At 53.1% G+C, this 25,546-nt stretch carries 23 protein-coding genes and 4 pseudogenes; 9 read left to right on the forward strand and 18 right to left on the reverse strand.

Features of this window, described 5'->3' with window-relative positions:
• The first annotated feature begins 709 nt into the window (after positions 1-709).
• Both XI25_RS22085 and XI25_RS22090 read left to right on the forward strand, forming a co-directional pair.
• Positions 710-1,150, forward strand: a complete 441-nt coding sequence (locus XI25_RS22085; protein WP_046680267.1) for a DMP19 family protein — start codon at positions 710-712, stop codon at positions 1,148-1,150.
• A gap of 20 nt (positions 1,151-1,170) precedes the next feature.
• The gene (locus tag XI25_RS22090; protein ID WP_046680268.1) at positions 1,171-1,422 is read left to right on the forward strand and encodes a hypothetical protein; all 252 of its coding nucleotides are present in this window, start codon (positions 1,171-1,173) and stop codon (positions 1,420-1,422) included.
• A 234-nt stretch (positions 1,423-1,656) separates the two neighbouring features.
• On the opposite strand, the gene XI25_RS22095 is transcribed toward XI25_RS22090, so the two are convergent.
• Both XI25_RS22095 and XI25_RS22100 read right to left on the reverse strand, forming a co-directional pair.
• The gene (locus XI25_RS22095; protein ID WP_046680269.1) at positions 1,657-2,910 is read right to left on the reverse strand and encodes an alpha-L-fucosidase; all 1,254 of its coding nucleotides are present in this window, start codon (positions 2,908-2,910) and stop codon (positions 1,657-1,659) included.
• A 55-nt stretch (positions 2,911-2,965) separates the two neighbouring features.
• Positions 2,966-4,732 (reverse strand): glycoside hydrolase family 35 protein, encoded by a 1,767-nt coding sequence (locus XI25_RS22100; RefSeq protein ID WP_046680270.1) that lies wholly within the window; start codon positions 4,730-4,732, stop codon positions 2,966-2,968.
• 207 nt (positions 4,733-4,939) lie between these two features.
• Here XI25_RS22100 and XI25_RS22105 point away from each other — a divergent pair, with 207 nt between their 5' ends.
• Entirely contained in the window at positions 4,940-5,812 is an 873-nt protein-coding gene (locus tag XI25_RS22105; RefSeq protein ID WP_046680271.1) for an AraC family transcriptional regulator, read from the forward strand.
• A 215-nt stretch (positions 5,813-6,027) separates the two neighbouring features.
• Here XI25_RS22105 and XI25_RS22110 read toward each other — a convergent pair whose 3' ends face one another.
• Complete coding sequence (locus XI25_RS22110; protein ID WP_235440069.1) at positions 6,028-7,485, reverse strand: SulP family inorganic anion transporter; 1,458 nt, start codon at positions 7,483-7,485, stop codon at positions 6,028-6,030.
• 172 nt (positions 7,486-7,657) lie between these two features.
• Between XI25_RS22110 and XI25_RS22115 the strand changes: the two genes are divergently transcribed.
• Positions 7,658-8,209, forward strand: coding sequence for a recombinase family protein (locus XI25_RS22115; RefSeq protein WP_046680272.1), 552 nt, complete (start codon positions 7,658-7,660; stop codon positions 8,207-8,209).
• 104 nt (positions 8,210-8,313) lie between these two features.
• Here the strand turns inward: XI25_RS22115 and XI25_RS31555 are convergent, their stop codons facing one another.
• Entirely contained in the window at positions 8,314-9,768 is a 1,455-nt protein-coding gene (locus XI25_RS31555) for a stalk domain-containing protein (RefSeq protein WP_052759709.1), read from the reverse strand.
• Positions 9,769-9,903: 135 nt separating this feature from the next.
• Complete coding sequence (locus XI25_RS22125; protein WP_046680273.1) at positions 9,904-10,740, reverse strand: AraC family transcriptional regulator; 837 nt, start codon at positions 10,738-10,740, stop codon at positions 9,904-9,906.
• Between the two features lie 123 nt (positions 10,741-10,863).
• Between XI25_RS22125 and XI25_RS22130 the strand changes: the two are divergent.
• Positions 10,864-11,857 (forward strand): annotated as a pseudogene (locus XI25_RS22130) (Gfo/Idh/MocA family protein).
• 25 nt (positions 11,858-11,882) lie between these two features.
• Positions 11,883-12,911, forward strand: coding sequence for an aldo/keto reductase (locus XI25_RS22135; RefSeq protein WP_082112466.1), 1,029 nt, complete (start codon positions 11,883-11,885; stop codon positions 12,909-12,911).
• Positions 12,912-12,967: 56 nt separating this feature from the next.
• Here XI25_RS22135 and XI25_RS22140 read toward each other — a convergent pair.
• The 6 genes and pseudogenes from XI25_RS22140 to XI25_RS22165 form a co-directional block, all read right to left on the reverse strand.
• Positions 12,968-13,487, reverse strand: a pseudogene (locus tag XI25_RS22140) (GNAT family N-acetyltransferase).
• 255 nt (positions 13,488-13,742) lie between these two features.
• Positions 13,743-14,816, reverse strand: coding sequence for a Gfo/Idh/MocA family oxidoreductase (locus XI25_RS22145; protein WP_046680274.1), 1,074 nt, complete (start codon positions 14,814-14,816; stop codon positions 13,743-13,745).
• 152 nt (positions 14,817-14,968) lie between these two features.
• Positions 14,969-16,058: pseudogene (locus tag XI25_RS22150) on the reverse strand (Gfo/Idh/MocA family protein).
• The gene (locus tag XI25_RS22155; protein WP_046680275.1) at positions 16,051-17,013 is read right to left on the reverse strand and encodes an AraC family transcriptional regulator; all 963 of its coding nucleotides are present in this window, start codon (positions 17,011-17,013) and stop codon (positions 16,051-16,053) included. The pseudogene XI25_RS22150 and the gene XI25_RS22155 overlap by 8 nt, the downstream one beginning before the upstream one ends.
• 5 nt (positions 17,014-17,018) lie before the next feature.
• Complete coding sequence (locus XI25_RS22160) at positions 17,019-18,005, reverse strand: Gfo/Idh/MocA family protein (protein ID WP_046680446.1); 987 nt, start codon at positions 18,003-18,005, stop codon at positions 17,019-17,021.
• Positions 18,006-18,374: 369 nt separating this feature from the next.
• Positions 18,375-18,692: a heavy metal-binding domain-containing protein gene (locus XI25_RS22165; RefSeq protein WP_046680276.1), complete on the reverse strand. Its 318-nt coding sequence runs from the start codon at positions 18,690-18,692 to the stop codon at positions 18,375-18,377.
• Between the two features lie 425 nt (positions 18,693-19,117).
• On the opposite strand from XI25_RS22165, the gene XI25_RS22170 reads away from it, so the two are divergent.
• From XI25_RS22170 to XI25_RS22175, 3 genes are read left to right on the forward strand one after another with little or no spacing between them, the layout of a single operon-like run.
• Complete coding sequence (locus XI25_RS22170; RefSeq protein WP_046680277.1) at positions 19,118-19,891, forward strand: helix-turn-helix domain-containing protein; 774 nt, start codon at positions 19,118-19,120, stop codon at positions 19,889-19,891.
• 44 nt (positions 19,892-19,935) lie between these two features.
• Positions 19,936-20,058, forward strand: a complete 123-nt coding sequence (locus XI25_RS35885; RefSeq protein WP_268794553.1) for a hypothetical protein — start codon at positions 19,936-19,938, stop codon at positions 20,056-20,058.
• A gap of 4 nt (positions 20,059-20,062) precedes the next feature.
• Positions 20,063-20,638, forward strand: a complete 576-nt coding sequence (locus XI25_RS22175; protein WP_235440071.1) for a transglutaminase-like domain-containing protein — start codon at positions 20,063-20,065, stop codon at positions 20,636-20,638.
• Positions 20,639-20,646: 8 nt separating this feature from the next.
• On the opposite strand, the gene XI25_RS22180 is transcribed toward XI25_RS22175, so the two are convergent.
• From XI25_RS22180 to XI25_RS22210, 7 genes and pseudogenes are all read right to left on the reverse strand, one after another.
• Positions 20,647-21,474: a YwiC-like family protein gene (locus XI25_RS22180; RefSeq protein ID WP_327204841.1), complete on the reverse strand. Its 828-nt coding sequence runs from the start codon at positions 21,472-21,474 to the stop codon at positions 20,647-20,649.
• Positions 21,475-21,500: 26 nt separating this feature from the next.
• A complete protein-coding gene (gene moaA / locus XI25_RS22185) occupies positions 21,501-22,517 on the reverse strand; it encodes a GTP 3',8-cyclase MoaA (protein ID WP_046680278.1) in 1,017 nt (338 codons plus the stop codon).
• A gap of 24 nt (positions 22,518-22,541) precedes the next feature.
• Complete coding sequence (locus tag XI25_RS22190; protein ID WP_046680279.1) at positions 22,542-23,099, reverse strand: molybdenum cofactor guanylyltransferase; 558 nt, start codon at positions 23,097-23,099, stop codon at positions 22,542-22,544.
• Positions 23,099-23,332 carry a molybdopterin converting factor subunit 1 gene (gene moaD / locus XI25_RS22195; protein ID WP_046680280.1) on the reverse strand — a complete coding sequence of 78 codons (234 nt, stop codon included), beginning with the start codon at positions 23,330-23,332 and terminating at the stop codon, positions 23,099-23,101. The genes XI25_RS22190 and moaD overlap by 1 nt, the downstream gene beginning before the upstream one ends.
• Positions 23,329-23,775, reverse strand: a complete 447-nt coding sequence (locus tag XI25_RS22200) for a molybdenum cofactor biosynthesis protein MoaE (RefSeq protein WP_046680281.1) — start codon at positions 23,773-23,775, stop codon at positions 23,329-23,331. Before XI25_RS22200 ends, moaD begins: the two co-directional genes overlap by 4 nt.
• A gap of 1 nt (position 23,776) precedes the next feature.
• On the reverse strand, positions 23,777-24,292 hold the full coding sequence (gene mobB, locus XI25_RS22205; RefSeq protein WP_052759710.1) for a molybdopterin-guanine dinucleotide biosynthesis protein B: 516 nt from the start codon (positions 24,290-24,292) through the stop codon (positions 23,777-23,779).
• A pseudogene (locus XI25_RS22210) lies at positions 24,280-25,535 on the reverse strand (molybdopterin molybdotransferase MoeA). Before XI25_RS22210 ends, mobB begins: the two are co-directional and overlap by 13 nt.
• Between the last annotated feature and the right edge of the window lie 11 nt (positions 25,536-25,546).

Here is a 25,546-nt window from a genome sequence, read left to right on the forward strand (position 1 = left end):
AGGCCATTCTATATCCGGTTCGGCCCAAAACGCCATGCACCAGATTTACCAACTTTTCTGATAGGTATAATGTCCATACAAGAACGTCGAATGATGGCCGATTCTAATTTGAAGGACCAGCATCTCCTCCTCTTTTGAAAGGAGATACTCACGGCTTCACCCTCTTTCCCCTCTGTTCGCCGGAAACGTTCAAACCCGCCGTGCTAAAGGAAAACCAGACAGGTTCCGGCAATGAATCACTGGAGATGGTGTCAAGCATTTTCAGAAAATTTTCGTTAGTTTATTAATTAGACGTCGAAAAATTGCTAAAGTTACGGTCATTTTTACATTCTTATCCATAGTTATTACAAAAATGATACCAAAGTACGACAAAGATTTTACCAAAAAGGCCGTCAGTACGGCATTTGTTAATTTCAGGATTTCAACAAAAATAAGAAGAGAGTCCCGCAATAGGACCCCCTTTTTACAATAATATTTTCCATAACAGTCAATATAGGATGTAACACCTACTTTTTTGTTACTTCTTTAGTGATTCATAAAGCGCGTTAAAACTTCAATCGAGCCATCTGCTCCTTCATTTTCCTGTTCCTCCTCCGTGCCCTTTGCAATCCAGACCAATATTGCAACTTCTCCATGCGCTCTATATCATTGGAAATGAAAGTCATGAAACGATGATCTTGAAAGAATGCTCTCTCCAAGGAGGCTTTGCATGAAAGAAACGGACGTTAACGACCAGTGGTACGACTTTGCAACCCGAATCGTAGACAAGAAAAACCGTAACGATTTGAAATGGAACGGGATCAGCGAAACCGAACAGGAGATCGCCGCCTTATGGACGCTTGAAGCCGACATGTACAACGGAGGATTTCTGCAATTTTTCTGTAATTGGGGATACGACGCATATTTGCACGCCATTCGGGCACTGGACAGGATCGGGGCGACCGCCGCGCTTGGGATCGTAACCGCATCCTACGCGGTTCTGGGGCGCTTCGAGAATGATCCGCGCTTGCAGCAGCTGTGGGATATTCCAAAACATCTCACGGAGGCGGAGGACTTAAGATTGGACGAGCTGGATAAGCAATTCTGGCAGGATGAGGATCAGGTCGCCATGAAGGCTTACGACTATTACAGCGCAAAATACGGAACTTGACCGCATTAGGGGAGGTTTGTATGAGGACTATTTACGAAGAATTCAGAGAGGGACCGACTGCCCGTATCGTAGAGTTTCCTGACGTTTCGCCGGAAGAATGCCTGAAGGCCGTCCGCCGGATGAACGGCGCGAATCGCAGTTTAGTCAGCATTAAAGAGAATGATCTAATGATTATCATTGGGGGCGGCGACGAGGCGTTCGTGGTGACGATCGAGACAAGCCGCCATCAGGAACCTTCTTGGCTCGCATCCGGACGAGGACGACTTCGTTGATATTACGGTGGGAGGCCAGGCATGCGAATATCCCCGATGTTATGCCCTCGGCCTGGAAACGGTGGAGTCGGCACTCTCGCAATTGCTGGTGGACGCCAATGTTGACCTCCATTGGGAGATCATCGAGAAATAGAGCGCGTTGACGCATCAGACGCCAACCATGGCCATGCTCCGCCTGTGAAGTTTATCTTATGAAGCAAGCCCGCCGGAATGTCCGGCGGGCTTGCTTATTGCTCAAGATGAAGTTCCATGTGGTTGAACGTTAAATATTTGCATGGAGCGGATACGAGGCTCCCCTTCCCGGCTTAGCACCCTTAAGCGGAGACGACTGCACCGAACCGCTTCAAAATGGTCGATCTTTTTATGCCCGATGGCGCTTCCGCGTACGAGTTCAGTCCATTTTTCTCCGGACCAGGCCTCCAGCACGTATTCCCGAACCCGCTCCCCGAACGAAATATCCTCCATCAGGATGGCATGGTTGAACTCTGTCTCCCCCTCCAGCACCAACTCCACGAAATCGCCCGTGCCGGACGTCTCGGCAAGCGGGGTAGCAAGCCTTCTCTTTACCTCCCGCCCGAACTCTAGCACGCGCTCCACATCGGCCTCCGGCAGCAGGCCGGTTTCATCCGGGGACAGATTAAGCAGCAAATTGCAGCCGTGCCCCACCGAACGATAGTAGATATCGATCAATTCATCAAGGGTATGGAGGGTGTGTTCATCGTTCGGGTGCCAGAACCAGCGCTCCTTGCGGATCGGAACGTCGCATTCCGCCGGTACCCACCGGGGCGTATCGGGCAGCCAGGACAGCGATTCCTCCGAAAACATGCTGACGCGTGCGCTTTCGGCCGTGTTCCAGCAAGGATACGGAGCCACGCCGTCTTCGTTGCCAACCCAGCGGATTGTCGGCGCCCCCATATTGAATATCATGGCATCCGGCTGATGCTCCCGGACCAGGCCGATAATACGGGGCCAATCGTACTGACGGCCCTCCGAACCGGCACCATCGAACCATACCTCCACGAGCGGTCCGTATCCGGTCAACAGTTCGGTCAGCTGTTCGGCGTAAAAGTGATCGTAGGCTTCCTGTTCCGGGTAGCACGGCTCGTGCCGGTCCCAGGGAGATACATAAATCCCGAAGCCGATACCCTGTTCGCGGCAGGCGTCCGCACACTCCCGAACAACGTCTCCCTTCCCTTCCTTCCACGGACTCGACTTGACGGAATAATCCGTTGTCTTGGTCGGCCACAGACAAAAGCCGTCATGATGCTTGGCGGTAAGAATGAAATAGTTGAAGCCCGCTTCCTTCGCCGTCCGCACCCATTGTCCCGCGTCCAAACGCGCCGGATTGAAAAGCGAGGGCGAATCCGTCCCTTCTCCCCATTCCTGATCGCAAAACGTGTTGATCCCGAAATGGCAGAACATCCCCATCTCCATGTCCTGCCACGACATCTGCTGTTTGGTCGGTCTTGCCAAAATTGACGTATCCATATTGTCCTACTCCCTTGCTGTTGTTTGTTTTTGCATATGCATATAAGAGCTTGAATCAGCCCAGGTCCGGCTTATCCAGCAATTCGATTTGTGCCTTCTCCGCGTGATGCAGCTCCAGGACGACCAGCTCGTTCCGCCCTTTCCGGAGCAGCGGTCCGGGTAGATAAAGCGTTTGCTGCGGCCCTTCCTTCCAGTAGCGGCCCAGGTTGAAGCCGTTGATCCATACCGAGCCTTTATGCCAGCCGTCCAAACGGACAAACGTGTCGGCAGCTTCTTCTACCGTAAACTCCCCTTTATAAAAGCGCGGTCGTGAGCTTCGCTCCGATCCTTCCCCGGCTTCCCGGAGCTCCTTGAACGGTATGGAGTCGATGCGTTTGAGCGGCAGCGGATATATGGTCCAGTCGAACAAAAACTGGTTGTTCAGCCTGACCCCCTCGGTGATTCCCTTGAAATCCTTCAGTTTCGGCCCGTAATTGATGCGTCCCATATTTTCGACCACGATATCGAGCCTTGCGCCGCCTTCAGGAATATCAAGTTCCAGGGAACGCGGATTCCAACGTTCGATGGTATCCCGGTATACGCCGTTCACAAAAATCTGGGCCCGGTCATGAACCTCCTGCAGATGCAGGCTCTCCCTTCGGGGCCCGGATACATGGGTGGAATACACGATAAAGCCGTAATCCTGTCCGAGCGCTTCCAGCGGGACCGGGCAAACGCGCTGCACGGGGTCGGTCAGAACGTCCAAGTGGTCCAGGAGATCCGATTCGTGCGTCATGCTTACCGTTCCGTAACTTTTTCTTGGCATGGGGGCAGGCAGCTCAGGCAAAACCGGGGCATCCGCTTCCCGGAACCGGCCGATGACGCGGCGGAACGCCTCATACTTCTCCGTGATCCCGCCCCATTCCGACAGCGGAGCATCATAATCATAACTCGTAACGGTAGGCTCATAGGACTCATGATGGTTGGCCCCGTTATAGAATCCGAAATTCGTTCCCCCGTGGAACATGTAAAAATTGACGGATGCCCCCGCCTCCAGCATCTCTTCGAGGACGCCCGCCGCATCCTCCGCGGAACGCGTATGATGCTCCTCCTTCCAGTGGTCGAACCATCCGTTCCAGTACTCCATGCACATCAGCGGATCATCCGGCCGATAGGCCCTGAACTTTTGAAAAGCCTCCAGCGGCCTGGAGCCGAAATTTACGGTTGCCGTCACGCCCGGTACGGTTCCGCCCTGAAGCATTCCGTCTTCCGGGCCATCCGAAGTGAACAACAAAACATCGACGCCCCGGCGGATCAGTCCCTCCTTCAGGTAGTTTAAATACGCCTGGTCATTGCCGTAGCTTCCGTACTCGTTTTCGATCTGGACCGCAATGACGGGTCCTCCTTTCGTGCTGAGGAGCGGAACCAGACGGGGAATGAGCTCGTCGTAGTATTTGTCCACCTTTTCCAGGTACGCGGCGTCCATGCAGCGCAGACGAATGTCGGAATAACCAAGAAGCCATGCGGGGAGTCCGCCAAATTCCCATTCCGCGCAAATATAAGGGCTCGGCCTCAAAATCACATGGAGGCCAAGGCTGCCGGCAAGCCGGACGAACCTCTCCACATCCGCCAGTCCGTCAAAACAGAACCGGCCTTCCTCGGGCTCATGCAAATTCCACGGAAGATACGTTTCTACCGTGTTCAAACCGCAAGCTTTCAGCTTCAGGAGACGATCCTCCCAATATTCCGGCACGACCCGGAAATAGTGGACAGCCCCGGATAAAATGCGAAACGGCTTGCCTTCCCATTCAAACGTTCCATTTGCTGTTTTCAATTCGGCCAATGGGTATCCCTCCTGCGTTTATTTCCCTTTCTACCTGTATCATCCCTGAAAAAGAGCCGCTCCTCAATCACCAAATGGAGTCTTTTCTATACCATTTGTACGCTATTTTGCATCCGTTTTCAAATAGGGACATGTTATAATAAAGGTATTGCATTGCGGACGGAGTTTCATCTTGGCCGCCGATATGGTAAGGAGGTTTGCAGATTTGTGTACTGTTATGAGTTTCCCCATCTAATCCATACCCTTCAGGTGACGGGCTGCCATTTCGACATCAAGCCGCCCGGCTGGCATTATCCGAGACATCACCATCAGCTGTTTGAACTTTTGTTTTGTCTTGAGGGCGAGGTTGTGCAGGAAATAAGCCGGGAAACGATCATTCTGCGCCCGGGCGAGTGGCTTCTGATCCGATCGGGTGTCAGGCATCAGTCTTTCAATGCCTCGGAGGTCCCCTACGGATATTTTAATATCCACTTTGATCTGGATGACCCGGAGATCCGCAGCATGCTGGCTTCCGCGCCCTACCGTCATATTTCCTCAAGGCAGGCGGAGCGTACCAAACTGCCGGACTGCATCCGCGAACTGGAATCCATTGCGGAGAGAAACCAAACAGGTCAGGGCGCTGATAAGGCCCAGGAGCTTCGCTTCGAAGACAAACTCCTTCTTCAGTCCTGCACCCTGCTGATCATACATCAAGTGCTTGGCCTCCTTCGTGAAGCCCCTGCCCGCTTCGATCCCGTTTCAAGCCGCCAGGGCTCTCTCCCCGCAACCGACGTGGCCCATGCCATCGAGGAAAGATTATCCCGGGCAATGGATGAGCAGGCTTCGGTTTCCGGCGTGGCAAAAGAGTTTAATTTAAGCCGAAGCCAGTGCAGCAAGCTTTTCTCCAAGGTGTACGGCCTCTCTCCCCGCCAGTATATAAGCCGGCAGAAGCTGAACTCGGCCAAAGAACTGCTCACCAACACCAACCTGCCGATCACCGATATTGCGGAGAGGCTGGGATTCCGCTCGGCCAGCCATTTTTCCAGACAGTTCCGCCGCTGGACCGGGCAATCGCCGACTGAATATAAGCCCAAGCAGTAATATGCGGCAATTAATGCACATCGGGCAGCGGGAGAATATTTATGCGCCTTGCAACCATTATTTTTGCGGACCATAAGCACTCCTGCTCTATGCTTCGTCTACTAAAACAACCCGGCACCTGGGATGTGCCGGGTTGTTTCCGCATATCGGGAAGTTCTTCGAATGATAAAATAATCCGATATTATTTCACAACGAGGACGGGACAATACATGAAATTAATGAGAACTCAGTTTGGCGTTAGCGCGGGGATAGACGGCCACACGGTCGACGATTTTTTGGCTCGGGGAGTTCAGTCCCTTGATCGTCACCTCGTTATGGTTCTCGCGGTATTTCAGAACCACTTTGTCAATGGCGCCCACGGCGGAATCATCCCATACGTGGGAACCGGAAAAATCGATGAGAATCCGGGTATTTTCCGACGAGAAGTCAAACGCCTCCACAAAGCCTTCAACGGAAGCAAAAAACAACGGACCTCTGACTTCGAAAACAGCCATATCATGCTCTCTGCGTTCAAATACCTCAAGCTTGGAAATTTTGGCCACAAAGAAAATGGCACTTAAAACAACTCCCGCCAGCACGCCCTTGGACAGATCGTGAGTAAACACCACGATCATGACCGTTGTCAGCATAACGACCGCATCCCCCTTGGGGGCTTTCCGCAAGTAGGTGAACGAGGACCAATCGAACGTACCGACGGAGACCATAATCATAATGCCGACGAGCACCGGCATCGGAATTTGCACGACCAGATCCCCGAGCACGAGAATGAGAAACATGAGGAACATCCCCGCCACGAAGGTCGATAATCTTCCGCGTCCGCCGGACTTCACGTTAATCACGGACTGGCCGATCATCGCGCACCCGGCCATTCCGCCGAAAAATCCGTTGACGATATTGGCGATTCCCTGTCCGCGGGCTTCGCGGTTTTTATCGCTGTCCGTATCCGTCATATCATCCACGATCGACGCGGTCAGCAGCGACTCCAGCAAACCTACGACAGCCAAAGCCAGGGAATACGGAAAAATAATGCCCAGCGTTTCGAAGTTAAACGGAACCGCCGGTATCAAAAAGGACGGAAGGGATTGGGTAATGTTGCCCAAGTCCCCTACGGTCCGCAGGCCCAGTCCCGAGAATATCGACACCGACGTTAAAACGATAATGGCAATAAGCGGGGCCGGGACCGATTTAATAAACCGGGGCAAAATGTACACAATCGCCAGGGTGACGGCTACAAACACGTAGGTCATCCCGGAGATACCCCAGAAATGGGGCACCTGTGCCATGAAAATCAAAATGGCCAGCGCGTTGACAAACCCGATCATGACCGCTCTGGGGATGAATTTCATCAGTTTGGCGATCTTCAGCACGCCGAACAGCAGCTGAATCAATCCCGTAAGAATGGTAGCCGCCAGCAAATACTGAAGCCCGTGCTCCTTAACCAACGGAGCCATAACCAGCGCCATGGCTCCGGTTGCGGCGGATATCATGCCCGGTCGCCCTCCGACAAAGGAAATCATGACGGCAATGCAGAAGGAAGCGTATAGTCCCACCATGGGATCGACGCCCGCAATGATGGAAAAGGCAATCGCCTCGGGAATAAGCGCCAAGGCCACGACGATGCCGGAGAGTATGTCTCCCCTCACATTGCAAAACCATTCTCCTTGATCTAACACGTTCTCCTCCACACCTCTTTGTTTATTTTTTCGGTTGTAAGTCTCATAAAAGTCAAGACCGCTCATTTCGAATAGAAACAGTGTATCACCGATGATCCCTAAATAGAACCTTTTTGGTCCTCTTTTTTATGATATGATAATAAAAATGCATGGAAACCTAAGGAGCGCGGATATGCTTATTGGATATATGAGACCCTATCAGGACGATCCGGACTGCGAAAGCCAGAAAATCAAACTGTCGGAGGCTGAATGTGATTTGATCGTAGAGGAAGAGCATTCCTCTGCCAAACGAAGAACGAAGCTGAATGAGATGATGGGCCGGCTTCAGCCGGGAGATCAGGTCGTCGTCGCCAGGCTGTTCGCCTGGGCCGACTCCAGCCGCCACCTTGTCGAGCTGCTGGACATGCTCAGCCAACGGGGGGGCTTCCTGCACTCCTTGGCGGAAGGAATCGATACATGTCGGCAAGAAGGATATCCTTTTGACAAGATCGTTCATTATCTTGTGGAATTTCAAAGCGACGTGATCAGCGAGAAGACGAGAAAAGGGCTCTATGAGGCGAAGCAAAAAGGAAGCCTGCCGGGACGTCCCCGCAAACCGGATGAAAATGTACGGCGGGCTATCTTGATGTACCAAAGCAAAAAATACAGCTTGGCCGAAATCAAAGAACAGACCGGCATAAGCAAGTCCACCTTGTACCGCTATCTCGAAAATGAATCAACCTGACGACAAACACCCGTAAGCGAAGGCATGGAAGCCTGCCTTTGCTTACGGGTGTTTTTGTCCCGGGAAAAATATCCCGGTGAACGTTTCTTTTAGGGCAATTGATTCTATTGCGGCATGTCAATCCTAACGATGTTTCGCACCGGATCCCATCTCACCTTGGCTCCCAGCGTCTCCGCGATAAAACGGAGCGGAACCATCGTCGTATAGTTTTTCATGAACGCTTTTGGCGCGTTCATTGATTCTTTGACGTTCAGCGCTTTTTTCCAGTCCATGGCAACGATCTCCGCGTTTCTGCCGTTCCTCGAAATCGTTACTTTAGACGGATACTGCCACTTTACGGATGCGCCGACGTGTTCGAACACGCCTCGAAGCGGAACATAGGTCGTATCGTGGACGATCATCGGCGGAACGAGCAAATCAACCTCTGCTCCGTTCACGACAACTTGAACGGCCCTCTCGACTCGCTTCGGCTCCGTCGGCCTGTTATTCGGCATAGCTACCCATTCCATGATCGTTCCGTCTTTAAGCAGCGCATACTGCCGGTAATCTCCGGTGTTTGCCAAATCCACGGCATCCTTGACTCCCTCAACGCGCACGGCTGTATAGGAAGGCCGATCCCAATAACCGTCCCACGTCCATACCGATCCGTCTCTGGTAACGGCGCTGAACGACCAGCCCGCCCCTCCTTCGACATGAACGGCATCTGCCAGATCCTGTACTTGAACCGGCTTAAGAAGTTCGCCCGCCGTAGGATAGGTTTTGTTGTTTTTCCATACCGCCACGGTTCCATCCGACTGTAAAGCTGCCGCCTTTTGAACTGAAGCTGCGATTCCCTTCACATCCGATAATCCGTTTACCTGCGTCGGTTTCCACAATTTATCCGGGTTCGTGTCCGTCAGCTTCGTGCCCCATACCCATACTCTCCCTTGGAAATCCTGGATCAGCGACGATAAAGATCCTGCGGCAATCGCCTTGGCCTGCGGCAGACCTGTCGCTTTAACGGGGACTGCTGAAGGTGAATGAATGCGGTCTACCTGCCCCCACTGCCATACCGTACCGTCCTTTTGCAAAGCAAGGCTGTGATTGCCGGCGGCCGCAACGGCTGTAATATCGCTTAATCCCTTGACCTGTACAGGCTCAAGAACACCGGCGGGAGGGGCATCGCCGATTCCGAGCTGTCCTTCCCGGTTGGCTCCGGTCGCCCAAACGGTCCCATCCTTTTTCAACAGGAGGGTATGGCGGGACCCGCTTGCCATGCCTTGAACCCCGTCAATACGCATTCGAACGGGCGCCTCGACCGGAACGGCAGATCCGTTGCCCGTTAGACCGTATTCGAGCTCCCCGCCCCAGGCCCATACGGTGCCGTCTTCCTTCAATGCATAAACCGCACGCTCTCCGGCCTTGATGGAAACCACGCCGGACAGCCATTTGGACGACCCGGCAGAATCGGCAAGACGAGCATCCTCAGCCGAAACCGCCCGAACGGCCTGGGGTCCTGTCAGCATCAGCGACATCATTCCTGCCATGACGGCAAGAGAAAAACGTTTATGATTTTTCATGCAGCGTCCTCCGCGAAATTTTTCCCAGGATTGCCCTGACTTTTTAGTTAGACGCGGAAAAGAGGGAAAAGTTGCTCGTGGCAGAAATCTTGCCCATGGCCTATCGCCGTCCGCTCGACTTCTCCGCCCATGCCTCTACCCCCCGTATAACTCCCTGTACCTGGACGGGGTCATCCCCTCATGCTCCATAAACCGTTTGTTGAAATAGCTGACGCTCGGATACCCGGCATCGATGGCAATTTGGCCGATCGCCATCTCCCTCCGCTCCAGCAGCCACTGCTTGGCCATCTGCAGGCGGCAGCGCGTGATGAATTCCATCGGCGTCATTTCCATCACGTTCCGAAACAGCTTGCAAAAATAGTGCGTGCTTACTCCCAGCCGCTCCGCCCATTCCTCCAAAACGAACGGCTGCGCGGCCTCCTGCTGCATCATCGGCAGCAGTTCCAAAATGCGGTTCCCCGACGTGTTCGGCCTACCGCCCGATAAAGGAGTCGCCTGATCCACAAAAACCGCAAGCAAAGCGTAGGTCAGCGTGGACAAATGCGGCAGATCCAGCATGCGATGGGTTTCCGCTTCGCCAAGCAGCGCTTCATGGGCCCGTTCAAAGGCCGCCGGCTGACGCAAACTCCATAATTGGCTTTTGTGAAATTCCCGCTCGACGAAATAATTTTGCAGCCCGCTGCCGTAGAAATGCACCCATCGGACATCCCAAGGGTCCTCCTCGCTGCTGTAATAACACTGGGTTTGCATCGGAAAATAAAGCACGGCTTCCCCCGGTCCAAGCTCATATACTTGATTGTCCGCCTCGACATAACCCTTACCCGACGCGACATAGTGAATGTTGAAATTGTTCAGCGCCCCCGCTTTGCGAAACACGCGATGGTCCGGCTCGTCCCGGTAAATGCCAACCGATTCCGGAAAGCAAAGAAACGGCATTTGCGGGAGGGTCAGCAAATGGATTTGCCTTTTCATCCTGCATCACTCCATAACAATATTGTTATATCGAATCGCAAAATAATATTATATTAATTTTAATTTCTCTCTAATATAATCGCAATATAATACTAATCCAAACAAGGAGCTGATGATTTAAGCATGAGCCGAAAACTGAAATGGGGCATTCTGGCTGCGCCGGCATCGCCAAATGGGCCGTTATTCCGGGCCTGAAGGAATCCCGCCTTAACGAAGTAGCCGCTATCGCCAGCCGTCATATCGACAAAGCCAAATCGGTTGCGGAAGAGCTGCATATTCCTGCGGCATACGGCAGTTATGAAGAGCTATTGGAGGACCCTTCCATTGAAGCCGTTTACATACCGCTCCCCAACCATCTCCACAAGGAGTGGACGATTCGGGCCGCTGAGGCAGGAAAGCACATCCTGTGCGAAAAGCCGATGGCCTTGACGGAAGCCGAGGCCTCCGATATGGCCGAAGCGGCGGCAAAAGCCGGTGTCCTGCTGTCTGAAGCGTTTATGTACCGTCATCATCCTCGTTATGACATCATCAAGGACCTGATCGCGTCGGGAAGCATCGGGGAAATCCGCGCCATCCACAGCTCTTTCACATTCAATAACTCGGGCGATGCCGGAAACGTCCGATTCCGCCGGGACTGGGGAGGCGGCTCGATCTATGATATCGGCTGCTATCCGATTAACGCGGCACGCCTTTTGCTCGGCCGGGAGCTGAAGCCGTAACGGTTCAGGCGTTCTTCTCCCCCGAGCATGATCATGTCGATATGATGGCCTCCGGCCTGATCGAATTCGGCGGCTCCGTCTCCCTTACGTTCGACTGCGGCATGTGGGCGGCGTACCGGAACCCGCTTGAGGTCATCGGGACCGAAGGGATCATCGAAGTGCCTCATGCCTACAGCATACCTGCAGGAAAAGCCGGTTTCTTCTTGAACGCAAATGGAGAACGGCGGGAAATGGAAGTGCCGGACGCGAACGCCTACAGCGAACAGGGGGACCATTTCGCGGAGGCGGCGTTCAACGGCAGGCCGCTGCGTTATGACGCCGCCGATGCCATCCGCAACATGAAAGTCGTCGATGCATGCCTGCTCTCCGCCCGCGAGCGGATCAGAGTTCATCTATAACCGTGTTAAAGGAGGCAACGAAGAAATGAAAACCATCTCTATCGAGGGACTTCACAAACCGGTATCCGTCCTGATGAAAGGATCGGATTACTTTTACCATGAGAACTACGACAAGGCCGCATCCAACCTGGATGCCTACTTTGCCATCGGGGGCAATTCCATTGATACGGCCCATCTTTACAGCGGAGGCCAAAGCGAGGAAGTCATCGGCCGGTACATGCGGGAGAGAGGGACCCGGGACCAGTGGGTCATTTTAACGAAAGGCGCCCATCCTGACCACAACGGGCCGCGCGTAAACGCAAGAGATATCCGGAACGACATCTCGGATAGCCTGAAAAGACTCCAAACCGACTTTATCGACCTGTACGCGCTGCATCGCGATGACCCTGCCGTCCCCGTCGATGAAATTGTGGAAACCTTGAATGAGTATGTGTCATCCGGAACGGTCGGCGCCATCGGCGTATCCAACTGGACCTGGCAGCGGATTCAGGCCGCGAACGATTATGCCTCCGCCAACGGGCTGGTCGGCTTCTCGTTCAGCAGTCCCAACTTAAGCCTCGCGAAACCGAACGAACCATTCTGGGCGGGCTGCGTATCCGCGGACGCCGAAACCTGCGCCTGGCATGAAGCGGAGCAGTTTCCGCTGCTCTCCTGGTCCTCCCAGGCCAGAGGCTTTTTCACCGGGCGGTTCTCGCCCGACATCCGCGACAATGCCGACCTGGTCCGGGTATTCTACAGCGATGCGAATTGGGAGCGGTACGCCCGCGCGAAACAGCTGGCTGAAGCTAAAAACGTTACGCCGATCCAGATTGCGCTCGCCTATGTTCTGAGCCAGCCGTTTCCGGCCTGCGCCCTGATCGGAGCCCAGAACGCGGAAGAGCTGCGTTTCATAAGAAAAAACGTCTATCGACGCACTTTCTCAGAAAACAGACCGCATTTAGCGGAAGTTTTTCTTGCGAGATATGGAAGCCGCGTCTCCGAAGCTTATACTTTCTTATATCTTCATAAAAGGACGGTCTATTGCCATCTGCAATGGATACCGTCCTTTTGTTAATTGTATCTAAACGCACCCTTAGTTGAAGAAGCAGAAACCGGATTTACCCCGAAAAATCACAAGTTGTTCCACTCTTCTTCCAAGATTGCGTAATAATATTCGTCCCACCATTCATTGCCATGGGGGATGCACTTTTTGAAATATCCTTCCCTTCTCATCCCGATTTTCTCCATCACCCGATACGATGGGGGATTCTGCGGCTGGCACGTAGCTATGATTCTATGCAATTTCATTTCCTCAAAACCATATTTCAACGTAGCTTTCGCTGCTTCGGAAGCATATCCTTGATTATAATATTTGGGATTGAATACCCAACCGATTTCGTAAGTATGCTCGCCAAAATATTTATGAAAAACAATATGGCCGATCAGGACATTTCCATCCGTTAATATAACAGGAAAGTTCTCCGCGTCCTCGCCCATGTTTTTATGTACGAAATCTTTGGCATCCTCTTCCGAAAAAAACGCCTTCGGGTATGTATTTCATCACATGAATATCCGATGTATACTCATGGACAGCCTGCCAATCGGCGGTTTCGAAATCGCGTATGAACAATCTTTCGGTTTTTACAAACATTGCTTTTCTCCTTTAAGTCAATTTGCACATGGCTCTTCTTCCAATTTTCCATAGTAAGTTCTGGAAAAATCTTATCACATGCAACAATTCTAGCATATTTTGCGGCTTTGCCGAAAGCGGCGGCACTTTTAATCTTAAACCGGGAAAATATGGCAACCCCATTTTGGAGCGCATCCTTCTTTTCCCCTCCTGCGAAAAACAAAGACTCCTGCGGGCAAGGATATCCTTACCGTGCAGGAGTCTTCCGCTTCGTATTTACGCCTTGGCCGGATAAATATCAAAGTCCTTCAAGGTTTCTCCAGTCCGACCTGCCTTAAACACCGCTTCGATCAGGTTCAACACGCGCAGCACTTCCTCGTTCTTGACGATCGGCTCCGCTTTTCCGTCGATGACGGCCGCAAAGTTATCGAAAAAGCTGCTGGAGTGGCGGAACGCGTCCGGAAGCGCGCCCGTAATGGTTGCTTCCTCCGAAGGAGGCGCCATCGTTTTGGTCAGTCCCACGCCGGCTTGGATCGGTGTAGGCTCCACCTTAACGGCATCCTGGTTTCTCGTTACGATCCGGCCGTTTAACGACCAGTCCTCAATCACGCCCGTTCCCTCCGTACCTTTCACGTACCAGCGGGGAAGCGTAATGAAGTTGGTGGTTCCGACCTCGATTATGGCAGATACGCCGTTTTCGAATTGCAGCGTCGCCTCGAAGCCGTCATCGACTTCGTCGCCCAAAATAAAGCTCAAACGGCCGCTCAGGCTGGTAATCCGGCTGTCCACCATAAAGAGGATCTGGTCGAGCAAATGTACGCCCCAGTCCAGCAGCATGCCGCCGCCGTATTGCTCAAGGTGACGCCAGTCTCCCGGAATGCCGTTCGCCCCGTGAACCCGGGATTCGATGCGGAACAGGTCCCCGATCGTTTTCTCGTTGTACATTTGCTTGATGATCAGGAAATCCTCATCCCAGCGCCGGTTCTGGTGAACCATCAACACGCGTCCCGCCTGCTCCGCCGCCGCCGTCATTTCCTTAAAGTCGCTCACGGAAAGGGTGACCGGTTTTTCGCAGATGACGTGTTTGCCGGCCTTAAAGGCTTGAACCGCCAAATCCTTGTGCACATCGTTCGGAGTGGCAATGAGAACGACGTCAACCGAGCTGTCGCTCAGCACTTCTTCATAGCTTTCATAAGCAGGATAACCCGCTTTGACGGATTCCTTCCGCCGGTCCTCCAAAATATCATACGTGCCCGTAACCTCGAGATATTGATTGTCTTTAATCAGTTTGGCATGGTAGCTGCCCATACCTCCGTATCCTACGATAACGACAGCGCGTTTGGCAGTCATGATTTCACAGCTCCTTTTGTTTATCCGCATGTTTATAATGGCATGGCTTTAGGCAGAACCGGCTCCGGCGTCCTTTTTTTTAATGGAAGACCGCATTACTCTTGATCCACGTATGATTAAAATAGGAGGTGCGGATGCCATTTCCCCTCTTGCTAATTCTGGTTCAAATAAACGGCTTTCCCGGTGCGGGCCGATTCGTACAACGCTTCCAATATTTCAGAAACGACGCAAGCCTGCTCCGGCGTCACCACCGGTTCCAGATCCCGGTCAATCGCTTCAATCCATTTTCTCATTTCGACATCGGCCGCGTTTTCCGCATTTCCTTCATAAAATGCCACGCCGCCCGATGTCAAATCAATTTCGTTCGTATACAACCGGCTGAATTTCTCTCCGTTTATTCGCAGTCCCCCTTTCATATCCGCGCCGGCTTCCGTGCCGCTCAGACTGCATTTCGCCTCATCCACCTCAAGGGAGTTAAGCGCCCAGCTGGACTCCAGCATGACGGTCGCCCCGTTTTCCATCACGATCATGCCGAAGGCGGAATCCTCTACCGTAAACTTTTCCGGATCCCATGGTCCCCATGCGTTCGCGGCATTTTCTTTTTTTCGCCAGTTCATGGTACTTGGTGCCCAAAACCACCTTTGGTTTATAATTATTCATCATCCACAGGGTTAAATCAAGAGCATGGGTACCGATATCGATCAGCGGACCACCGCCCTGCTTCTCTTCATCCAAAAATACGCCCCACGTCGGCACCGCTCTTCTGCGGATCGCATGCGCTTTGGCATAATAAATATGGCCCAGATCCCCGGCGTCGCACACCTCTTTCAAATACAGGCTGTCTGCTCTGAAACGGTTGTTGTATCCGATCGTCAGCTTCTTGCCCGTCCGCTTGGCCGCTTCTACCATCCGTCTTGCCTCCGCCGCGGTCTTGGCCATCGGTTTCTCGCACATGACGTGTTTGCCCGCTTCCAAGGAAGCAATGGAGATCTCCGCATGGGATTCGTTGGGCGTCAGAACGTGAATGATATCGATCGTACCGTCCTGAAGCAGCTCTTTATAATTCGTATAAACCTTCGCTTCTTCGCCTCCATACTTTAACGCTGCGTCTTCCGCCCGGCTGTGAACAATATCGCAAAAAGCAACCATTTCCACGTTGTCCAGCTTGCTCAAACTCGGCAAATGCTTGCCGTTCGCTATTCCGCCGCATCCGATAATGCCTACACGATATACTTTACTCATTTTCGTCACCTTCGCTTTTCATTATTTTTGTTTTTGATCTGCGGTAAGCCCCGGGAGTCATCCCGAGCCGCTTGCGGAACACCGCATGCAGATAGGTCGCGTTCGCGAACCCTTCAAGCTCGGCGATTCTCTCAATCGGCAGCGAGTCCTCTTTCAGCCGCCGGCACACCGCCTCCAGCCGAATGTCCTCCAGTACCTTGCTGAAGGAGCTTTTCGGGTTCATCTGTTTGAATACCCGCTGCAGCTGCCTCGGGCTGATATTCAACTTCTCCGCCACGTTCTCCAGCGTCAAGCTTGCCGAAGAATTCGCCTCCATATAATGAATGGCATATTGATACCTGTGGGAAAGCATATCCCGGACCGGTGCCTCGGTCAGGATGCTGTCGGCATCGTAAGCCCGGACGGCTTTGACTAATATGCTGATCACGAGATGTTTGATCGAGGTGTAATATCCGGTGAATTTGCCGTCGCAAACCTGGTAGGCCTCGAGAAAACATTTCATTGCTTTATGCGAATCATAGGCCGGTATTAAAGGGAGTTCTCTCAGCTTGGCGATGCATTCGTCCGCCTCGGCCGCTTCCCACGGATCCGCCTCTCTGCCCGGATTCTCCGCGATGTCGACATGCAGGCACAACTCATCCATCGCTTCAAGGGCATCCGCTTCCTGATAGTGCATCACGCCGGGGCCCGTTAAATAGAACATTCCCTCCGATAAGGAGTAGGACTGGTCATCCAGAATCACCTTGCCCTTTCCCCTCGGAATAAAATGAAACTCGAATTCGGCATGATTATGGAAATCGATGATTCGGCCCGGTGCAAACGTGGTTAAGTGGAATCTCAGCACATGTATCTCGTAACGGCCCCAGGAAATCCGGATATCGAGCCTTTCGAGCATATCCTCCTTCTCGAACATCACCCCGTACGGAAATGAGGAACTCCGCTTTAAATCATCCATAGCATTTACGATTCCAGCTCATCCAGACGAACCACGCGTCTCTCTTTGGCCGAAGCATTGGCGGCTTCCATCAGGCGAGTAAGCTCGATGGCCGTTTCGATATTGCCGTCCGCAACCGTCCCGTTTTGAATATGGCCCACCCACTGGTGGAACGCGCTTTCGCGATTGTATTGCACGGGCACTTCCGTCCAGACCGGATTCTCCTCTCCGGAGCGGTTGGTTTTAAGCAGCAGCTTTTCCTCGGGCGTTCCATAGAGCAGGGTTCCTTCGGTACCGTGAACCTCGATGGCAAACGGAGAGTGGCTGTTCACGAAGCCCGCTTCGACCACGCCGATCGCACCCGACTCCGTATACAAGGTCGCCGCCGCATTGTCCTCCACCTCTTTGCCCGTGACATACCCGAAGCAGGCGCTCACCCCGACTACCGGTTCTCCCAAGAAAAGCCGAGTCAAATACATTGGATGGCAGCCGAGATCAATCAGGGCTCCGCCAAGGCATTGCTCCAGATTGTAAAAATGCTCGGGTAGCCAACCCGCAATCGCGCCGTTATGGGACAGGCGGACTCTGACGTATGTAACTTTCCCAAGCAGTCCCTGGTTCAGAACTTCCTGCACGGCCAGGGTGTAACCGTCATTCAGCCGGGGCAGGGAAACGGTCAGCTTGATTCCTTGTTTGGAAATCTCCGCCACGATTTCATTGGCTTCCTTAAGCGTCGGGGCAATCACCTTCTCCGTGAAAATATGCTTACCCGCCTTGGCTGCTGCGATCATGACATCCCGGTGCAAATTCGTAGGGGCATCCACAATCACGCCATCCAGGTCCTTAAGGGCGAGCATCTCATTCAGATTTTCGTAAAACGGAACCTGAAGCTGCTCGGCTGCCTCTTTGCCGCGAACCGGATCCTCGTCCCAGACCGCTGCGATTTCCGTGTCCCCGTGCTCCTGGGCCTGCTTCGTGTAATCCCATGCATGCACATGCCAATAGCTGATCATGCCGACTTTGATGCTCAATGGCCTTACCTCCTGATATATAATATCCTGACATTCACCTATAAGGTATCACATTCACCAGCATTTTTTTTAGTAGAACTATGCGACAAAGCATATATAAAATTACGACATCATCATCCTTCTCAAAAGCCAAGTTTCGCGAGAATGCGAAGAAATCGCCCGTTTTCATGGCTTCCTTTATTCCACAAAAAATAAAGCACCCCATTTTCACAATGAGGTGCTTGAGAGATTACATTTTTCAAGAGATAAGAAAGTACAAACTTCAGAGGGTTGCCATCCTTATCTCGCAAGAAAAATTTCCGCTAATATTCGGTCTGTCTTCCTAGAAAGTACGTCGATAGACGTTTTTTCTTATATGCTTACACGTACAGCGGTACCGCTTACGGCAACCATCAACATTCCTTCGCGAACAACCTCGTAGTCGACGTCAATGCCTACAATCGCGTTTGCGCCTTTTTGTCTCGCCAGATTTTTCATTTCTTCCATGGCAATTTCACGCGCTTCTTTCAATTTATCCTCATACGCACCGGAACGGCCGCCGACCACATCACGAACCGAAGCAAACAAATCGCGGACGATATTTGCGCCCATGATGGCTTCACCGGTAACGATGTCGATATACTCGATAATTTCTTTGCCTTGAATAACGGAAGTTGTTGTTACGATCATTGCCGCACTCTCCTAATCGTTTAATTGTCTGCTATCGTTATGCTTTCTGAGAGCTGACCTAAGAAACCGGGAGGGTTTCCCTTGAAAACAGTATACTTTTTTTCCCCGGATATATCCAATTCGAGAAAAAATGCGCACCCTGGTTTTCGGCACAATAACGGAGTTCGGGACTGTAGCGGCTGCTTGATCCCGTATTTTGCTAAAAGGGCCGTCAACATCAAGCGGCGTTTTTCATCACATGTTGATCCCCTATCTTGACATGAAATAACCGGCCGATTCTTCGCAGACCTCGTACTCCGATACCAGCAGCGGTTCAAACCTACCCAGTCATGTCTTTGCTCGGCGTTCCATCATTATGGTACAATAAAAACTTCAAAAATGAGTCATCCATGATCCAAAATGACACGAAAAGGAGAGTCATTTCCATGATTCATTCGCAGTACGAACTCATCCTGTACTCTGCCAAGGATCATATTTCTTTTCTGACCAACAAGGTCGATGCCGACCTTCACCGGCATCACTACATCCAATGCACGATCGGCCTGGAGGAAGACGTTCGGCTTCGGGCCGAGGGTGAGACATTCCGTGCCAGAGGAATCGTGATCCCATCCCATGTGCCCCATCAATTGCGCGGCTTCCAAAAGTGGCAGTGGTATATCTTGATTAATCCGGAATCGGCCTTCGGCGAGAGCTGGATGCAGCGGCTGGGGCCGAATCTCAAAATCTGCCTCCTAAACGAGCATCAGGTTTCGTCTATGCTCCGGTTGGCACATCAATTGCTGGATCCGATCGATCCGACAACATACGAACAGGTCATGAAACGCTGCCAGCAAACCCTTGGTCTGTTCGACGCGGATACGGAGCTTGTCCTGGATGACCGCATTCGGGAAACGCTTCATTACATCGACGAACATCCGTTACCGGAGTTGACCGTCGGAGCACTCAGCCGGCTTCTCTATTTATCCGAGAGCAGATTGTCCCACCTCTTCAAGCAGGAGGTCGGCATTACCCTGGGCAGCTACTTGGTTCACCGTAAATTTGAAGCGGCTTTCCATGCTGTTTTTAACGGCTCTTCCATCACGGCGGCCGCTCTGGAAGCAGGGTTCAGCAGTTCTTCCCACTTTACCCGTACCGTTCGCGATAAACTGGGAATGGCACCGCGATCCATCGTGCAAAATAGCAGATATATGCAAGTATAATATGCTCCCCGCGTCTATAGTAAAGACAGAGGAGGGCGATTATAATGCAGCGATATTTACAAGCAACCGAACTGGTGGACTACCATCATCCTTCCATTCAAGCCATCATTGCGGACCGGAACTGGCGACATCTGACCGACTACGAAAAAAATACGCCAGATATATGAGTATGTGCGCAACAACATCACATTCGGTTACAACCGCGCCGACGATATTCCGGCTTCCGAAGTATTGAAGGACGGGTACGGACAATGCAACACGAAGAGCATACTGTTAATGGCCTTGTTGCGGGGAAGCGGCATTCCATGCCGGATTCACGGCTTCTATATCGATAAAAAAATGCAAAAAGGAGCGCTTACCGGCATCGCCTACTTGTTCGCTCCAAGGAAAATCGTCCATGCCTGGACAGAAGTCAGGTTTAACGGGGAATGGCAGGCGCTGGAGGGAGTCATCATCGATGATGCTTACTTGCATCAAGTCACCCCCAGTTTATGCAGCGTGAACGGCGGATATATCGGATATGGGATCGCGGTTCCCGACCGAAACGAAATCAACCTGTGCTGGCAAGGAGCCAGCACGTACGTTCAAAGCTTCTCCATAACCGACGACATGGGGTATTACGACAACCCCGACGATTTTTTTGCCCGGCACAACAACATGACAGGCTTCATCAAAAGCAGGATGTTCAACCGGCTCCGGCATAAAATCAATGCAAGATTGCAGCGCATTCGAGCCGGCGAGAGATAATCGGCCATTCAACGATGGCTGCAAACAAAAAAAGCCTGCCGCATCATCTGACGCGGCAGGCTTTTTGTTCCCGCACGGATCACGGCATTCTTATGAATCATGCTGTCTACATCCATAGAATCGCCAATACTAAAAATTGAACGGAGCCTATAATTTCGATGATCCCTACTTTCATCGGACGTATCGCTTGTCCCGCATAGATGAAGGTACGAAGCGCCGAAAAAATGTAGGCGACCACCATCCAGGGGTTTCCCAGCATCCAGGGCACGATCAGCAATGCCGCATGATAGAAGTAGGCATATGTTATCCACCGTTTGTTTTTCCGCTCGCGAAATACCGACTTTACAAAAAAAGACGCTGCCCATAAAATAAAGCAGATTGAACGCAACGATCAGGATCATCGTGGCGTCCCAACCCCCTCCGCCGAGCAAATAGGCAGCGGCCCCGCCGAGCGAGAAGATCAGAATGGCGCACAAGTCGTTAAACAGCGCACGCTCCGTCTTTCGCTTCACGTTCCATATGTTGACCGCAAGCAGCCCAAGCAGGATCGGTCCGAACAAAAATAACTGCGGCCGATTCAAAAGCGGCGGGATTAGAGACAGGACGGCTATCACCCCGTAAATCGTCCCCCACTTGACCAAACGCCCCCGGTCCGAACGCCTCTTCATCGATTGCAGAAACGGATACGACGCCAAATAAAGAAACAACCACGCCAAAAACAGGAACACGTGCATCCACTGCGGCTTTCCGGTCAGCATGCCGATCGCAAACGGCACGCTGACCATCGCCCAGCCCCCATGTTCATGGGGAATAACCATCCCCTGTTTCTTCACCATCCATGACTCCCCTCTGCCTTGCTTGTTTATCCGCCGATATAGGACATGTTTATTTTTTTGCGACGGATCGCGGCCTGCTCGGTGCGTTCATCGGAGTATCGATCATGCCGGTTTTCCCATACGCTGCGAATGGCAGCCGTAATCTGTTCGTCCGTCGCGCCGCCCCGCACCAGTTCACGCAGATCGTACCCCTGCGAAGCGAACAGGCAGGTATACAGCTTTCCGTCCGATGACAAACGCGCACGCGTGCATGAAGAACAGAAGGATTCCGAGACGGAGGTGATAAACCCGACCTCGGCCCCGTTGTCCTTATACCGGTAGCGCTTCGCAACTTCCCCGTAATAATGCTGCTCCAGCGGCTCCAATTCATATAAAGCGGACAACCGTTCATAGATTTCCTTCTTCGTGACGACACGCTCAAAGCTCCAGCCGTTATCATTGCCCACATCCATGAATTCGATAAAGCATAACGTAATTCCCCGTTCCTTGAAGTAGGCCGCCATGGGCAATATTTCCTGATCGTTCAAGCCTTTTTGCACGACCATGTTCACTTTGATCCGGAAGCCGACTTCGCGCGCATGCGATATATTGTCCAGAATAATCTCCGGTTTGATCCCGCGGCCGTTAATTCGCCCAAACAGCTCCGGATCCAGGGCGTCCAGACTAATGTTCAAACGGCGCAAGCCCTTGTCATATAACGGCCCGGCATACTGTTTTAATAGAAGCCCGTTGGTCGTCAACCCGATATCTTCAATCCCTTCGACCTCTGCAAGCATTCCCACCAACTCCGGCAAATCCCGTCGCAATAACGGTTCGCCGCCGGTTAAACGGAGCTTTCTTACGCCCAACCCCGCGAACAACCGTGCCGCACGGCGGATTTCTTCAAAGGACAGCAGCTCCTGCTTCGGCAGGAACGGAAAGTCGTCGCCGAATATTTCCTTTGGCATGCAGTAGGTACAGCGGAAATTGCAGCGATCGGTAACGGAAATGCGCAGATCGCGGATCGGCCGCTGCAGCTGGTCGCGCATCGGTATGGCTGTCATATATCCACTTCCTCTCTCTTCATGCTACTCCGGCGTATTTTTATTCAGAAACACGTGGCCAGGGTTCGCGGTTAATTCGCTTCCTTGAACCCATCTTGACTGCACCTGCTCCAACAACTTCATCACGCTGTATTCCCCGCGCTCCAATGATTGCCGGATGACATCCTTCATCCGTTGATCCAACAAGGCGACAAGCGGATGACGAACGCCGTCCGCTTTGACCGCAATCGCATCTTCGCCTGCATAACCTTTCGCAAGGGATTCCATGACTTCAGGGCGCATATAGGGCATATCGCAGGGCAGCACCGCATAACGCGGAGCGGGACAGGCCGCCATGGCCGAATAGATGCCGGCAAGCGGCCCGCATCCCGCGAAAGCTTCAACGTCGTAGATGAGCGTCGTTTTCGGATCGAAACATTCCCGGTGCTCCGGGCGCCCCACGACGACGACGCGGGAACTAATGCATGTGAGGGCATCCACCGCTATTTGGTAATAGGCCTTGCCGTTCCATTGGGCAAATGCCTTGGGAGATCCGAAGCGTCTCGACAGTCCCCCCGCCAAGACGATTCCGACGGTATCCATCACCCGCCGCTGACCGGAGGGATTAACGCCACGGTGTCGCCGTCCCGAATAACGTCTTCCCGTTTCGCGTATTCCTCGTTCACCGCGACCAGGATCGACTTGCCGCTAAACGCGGGATACGCCGCTTCCGCCCAATCCAGAAGCTCCTGCACCGTCCACTGCGGCCGGTCAATCGTGTCCTCGGACTTTCCGGCAGCATCGCGCAGACCCGCAAAATAATAGATTCGTATCATTCCGCACCGCCCCCCTGACTAGGCTTCTTCTTCTGGTCTCCTATCCATTCCTCGCCGTCTTCCCATATTTCCTTCTTCCAGATCGGCACCATTTCCTTAATCCGTTCAATCGCGTATTCATTCGCTTCATAAGCCGCCTTCCGGTGCGGCGACGATACCGCGATCACGACGGCGATATCCGAAATATGCAGCTCCCCGATCCGGTGGGCGATCGCAACGCGCGCGCCGGGCCATTTCGCCTCGATCTCGGAACCGATCTGCGCCAGCTTTTTCTCCGCCATCGGCACGTAAGCCTCATAAGCCAGGTACAGCGTTCTGACCCCATGCGTCCATTCGCGCACATGGCCCGTAAACGTGGTTACGGCCCCTGCGCCCGGATGAAGCACGTAATCGATATAATCCTGAACGCGCAAAGGTTCGTCGACAATTTCGTATGGCTTCATTTTAACGATCACCCTCTATATAATCTAACATCCATTGATTGATTCGGTCATCGTCCCCGACATCCAGCACCGTCATCTCTTCCCCGAAGTCCGCCCCGGCATCCTCGTATGCCAATACAAGCCGGATATTCGATGAATGCCGGAGACGGAGCCATTCCTCTTTCGTGCGAACCAAGACCGCTTTCGGATACGTTGCGTCCTTGTATCCCTCAATTAAAACGACGTCCGGCTTCGCTAGTCCGGCCAACATGACCAGTTCCTCCAGCGCCGGCTCCCCCCGCATGTGCATCTGCACCATGCCGTCGCCGACAGCCATCGAATTCACGGCGCCCGCTGCCAATAACCGCATGCTGTCGGTTTCCGGCGACGGCATGGAGAGCGGCCCGCCATGCCCGTGATGCTTAATGACCGCAACCTGCAGCTGCCGGGCTTGAAGAAGCCGGGTCCATTTCTCGATCACCGTCGTTTTTCCGCAATTTTTAAAGCCCGTGACCTGCAAAATGATCACAGCGCCCACTCCGCGGCTCCTTCCTCGACCCCAAGCATCAGCACGTCCACTTCCTGCCCTGCCGCATACCCTGCGGTTCCGCCGGGAAGCACGATCAGGGCATTGCCCCGCGCAATCGAGGAGACGGCGTTGGATTTGTTGAACCCGGCCGGCGTCACGGCAGCTCCCTGCGGAGTAACCTTATATACGGCCCGGATAAACCGCATAAAAGGATTGGCCTGCCGTACATCCTCGGTCAAGACAGCCTTGGCGTATGGCAGATACGGCTTCAGGCTTCCCATCATCTTGAGCAGAGCCGGACGGACGAACAGCTCGAATCCGGTAAAGCAAGCCGATGGATTGCCCGACAGGCCGAACAACAGCCGACCTTGGGCAACCGCGGCCGTCGTTACGCTCCCCGGTCGCATCATCACTTTATTGAACAAGACCCTAGCTCCCAGACGTTCGTAAATAGCCGGCAGGTAGTCGAAATCCCCGACCGAAACGCCGCCTGTCGTAATAAGGCAATCCGTCTCCTTCATGGCCTTGTCAACCGTGTTGTAACAAGCTTCCTCATCATCCGCGAGCATTCCGTAGGACCTGCTCTCGATTCCCATGCGGGCGAGCTGCGCCGCGATCATGGGGCCGTTGCTGTTGCGAATCTTGCCGGGAACGAGTTCGTCCCCGACCTCCAGCAGCTCGGTTCCCGTTGCGAGAATGCCTACGACGGGTCTTCGGGCGACGCGCACCTGATCATAGCCGAACGTAGCCAGCAGCGCCACCGTGCCCGGCTGAATGAAGGCGCCTGCCGGGATCAGTTCCTCCCCTTTCCGGGCGTCCTCTCCCTGAAGCGACAGATTCTCGTTCGCCTGGAACGGCTTGCGGATCGTAAATCCTTGCTCCGTCATGACGGCCTGCTCCAGCATGACCACGCATCGCCGTTAGCCGGCATCGCCGCCCCGGTCATCAGTCGGACCGCTTCCCCTTCGCCTAGCGAAGCTTTGGATACATGCCCCGCCCCGATATGATCAACCACGCGAAAAGATATGCGGTTGGAGCCCGAAGCGCCGATCGAATCCACGGACCGGATCGCAAACCCGTCATAGGCCGAACGGTTGAAATGCGGCACATCCTGTTTCGCGACAACCGGTTCCGCCAGGATGCGGCCGTAGGCAGCGTCAAGCGGCACCGTCTCATGACGGGACAAACCCATTTGCTCCAGCACGAGTTCCATGGCCCGGGAGACGGGAATCGGCGTTCTTATTTCATTCATAGCATGTCTCC

It is taken from the genome of Paenibacillus sp. DMB20 (genome assembly GCF_000987955.1).
GTDB lineage: Bacteria > Bacillota > Bacilli > Paenibacillales > Paenibacillaceae > Paenibacillus_AQ.

What these genes read in the sequence shown, in the direction of transcription:
- XI25_RS22090 (WP_046680268.1), top strand. Translation starts at nt 1,171, where the DNA reads ATGAGGACTATTTACGAAGAATTCAGAGAGGGACCGACTGCCCGTATC.
- XI25_RS22095 (WP_046680269.1), bottom strand. Translation starts at nt 2,910, where the DNA reads ATGGATACGTCAATTTTGGCAAGACCGACCAAACAGCAGATGTCGTGG.
- moaA (WP_046680278.1), bottom strand. Translation starts at nt 22,517, where the DNA reads ATGACAGCCATACCGATGCGCGACCAGCTGCAGCGGCCGATCCGCGAT.
- XI25_RS22155 (WP_046680275.1), bottom strand. Translation starts at nt 17,013, where the DNA reads ATGGATGATTTAAAGCGGAGTTCCTCATTTCCGTACGGGGTGATGTTC.
- XI25_RS22135 (WP_082112466.1), top strand. Translation starts at nt 11,883, where the DNA reads ATGAAAACCATCTCTATCGAGGGACTTCACAAACCGGTATCCGTCCTG.
- XI25_RS22165 (WP_046680276.1), bottom strand. Translation starts at nt 18,692, where the DNA reads ATGATCGTAACAACAACTTCCGTTATTCAAGGCAAAGAAATTATCGAG.
- XI25_RS22145 (WP_046680274.1), bottom strand. Translation starts at nt 14,816, where the DNA reads ATGACTGCCAAACGCGCTGTCGTTATCGTAGGATACGGAGGTATGGGC.
- moaD (WP_046680280.1), bottom strand. Translation starts at nt 23,332, where the DNA reads ATGATACGAATCTATTATTTTGCGGGTCTGCGCGATGCTGCCGGAAAG.
- XI25_RS22200 (WP_046680281.1), bottom strand. Translation starts at nt 23,775, where the DNA reads ATGAAGCCATACGAAATTGTCGACGAACCTTTGCGCGTTCAGGATTAT.
- XI25_RS22085 (WP_046680267.1), top strand. Translation starts at nt 710, where the DNA reads ATGAAAGAAACGGACGTTAACGACCAGTGGTACGACTTTGCAACCCGA.
- XI25_RS22170 (WP_046680277.1), top strand. Translation starts at nt 19,118, where the DNA reads ATGATTCATTCGCAGTACGAACTCATCCTGTACTCTGCCAAGGATCAT.
- XI25_RS35885 (WP_268794553.1), top strand. Translation starts at nt 19,936, where the DNA reads ATGCAGCGATATTTACAAGCAACCGAACTGGTGGACTACCATCATCCT.
- XI25_RS22180 (WP_327204841.1), bottom strand. Translation starts at nt 21,474, where the DNA reads ATGGTGAAGAAACAGGGGATGGTTATTCCCCATGAACATGGGGGCTGG.
- XI25_RS22160 (WP_046680446.1), bottom strand. Translation starts at nt 18,005, where the DNA reads ATGATCAGCTATTGGCATGTGCATGCATGGGATTACACGAAGCAGGCC.
- XI25_RS22125 (WP_046680273.1), bottom strand. Translation starts at nt 10,740, where the DNA reads ATGAAAAGGCAAATCCATTTGCTGACCCTCCCGCAAATGCCGTTTCTT.
- XI25_RS22115 (WP_046680272.1), top strand. Translation starts at nt 7,658, where the DNA reads ATGCTTATTGGATATATGAGACCCTATCAGGACGATCCGGACTGCGAA.
- XI25_RS22190 (WP_046680279.1), bottom strand. Translation starts at nt 23,099, where the DNA reads ATGGATACCGTCGGAATCGTCTTGGCGGGGGGACTGTCGAGACGCTTC.
- XI25_RS31555 (WP_052759709.1), bottom strand. Translation starts at nt 9,768, where the DNA reads ATGAAAAATCATAAACGTTTTTCTCTTGCCGTCATGGCAGGAATGATG.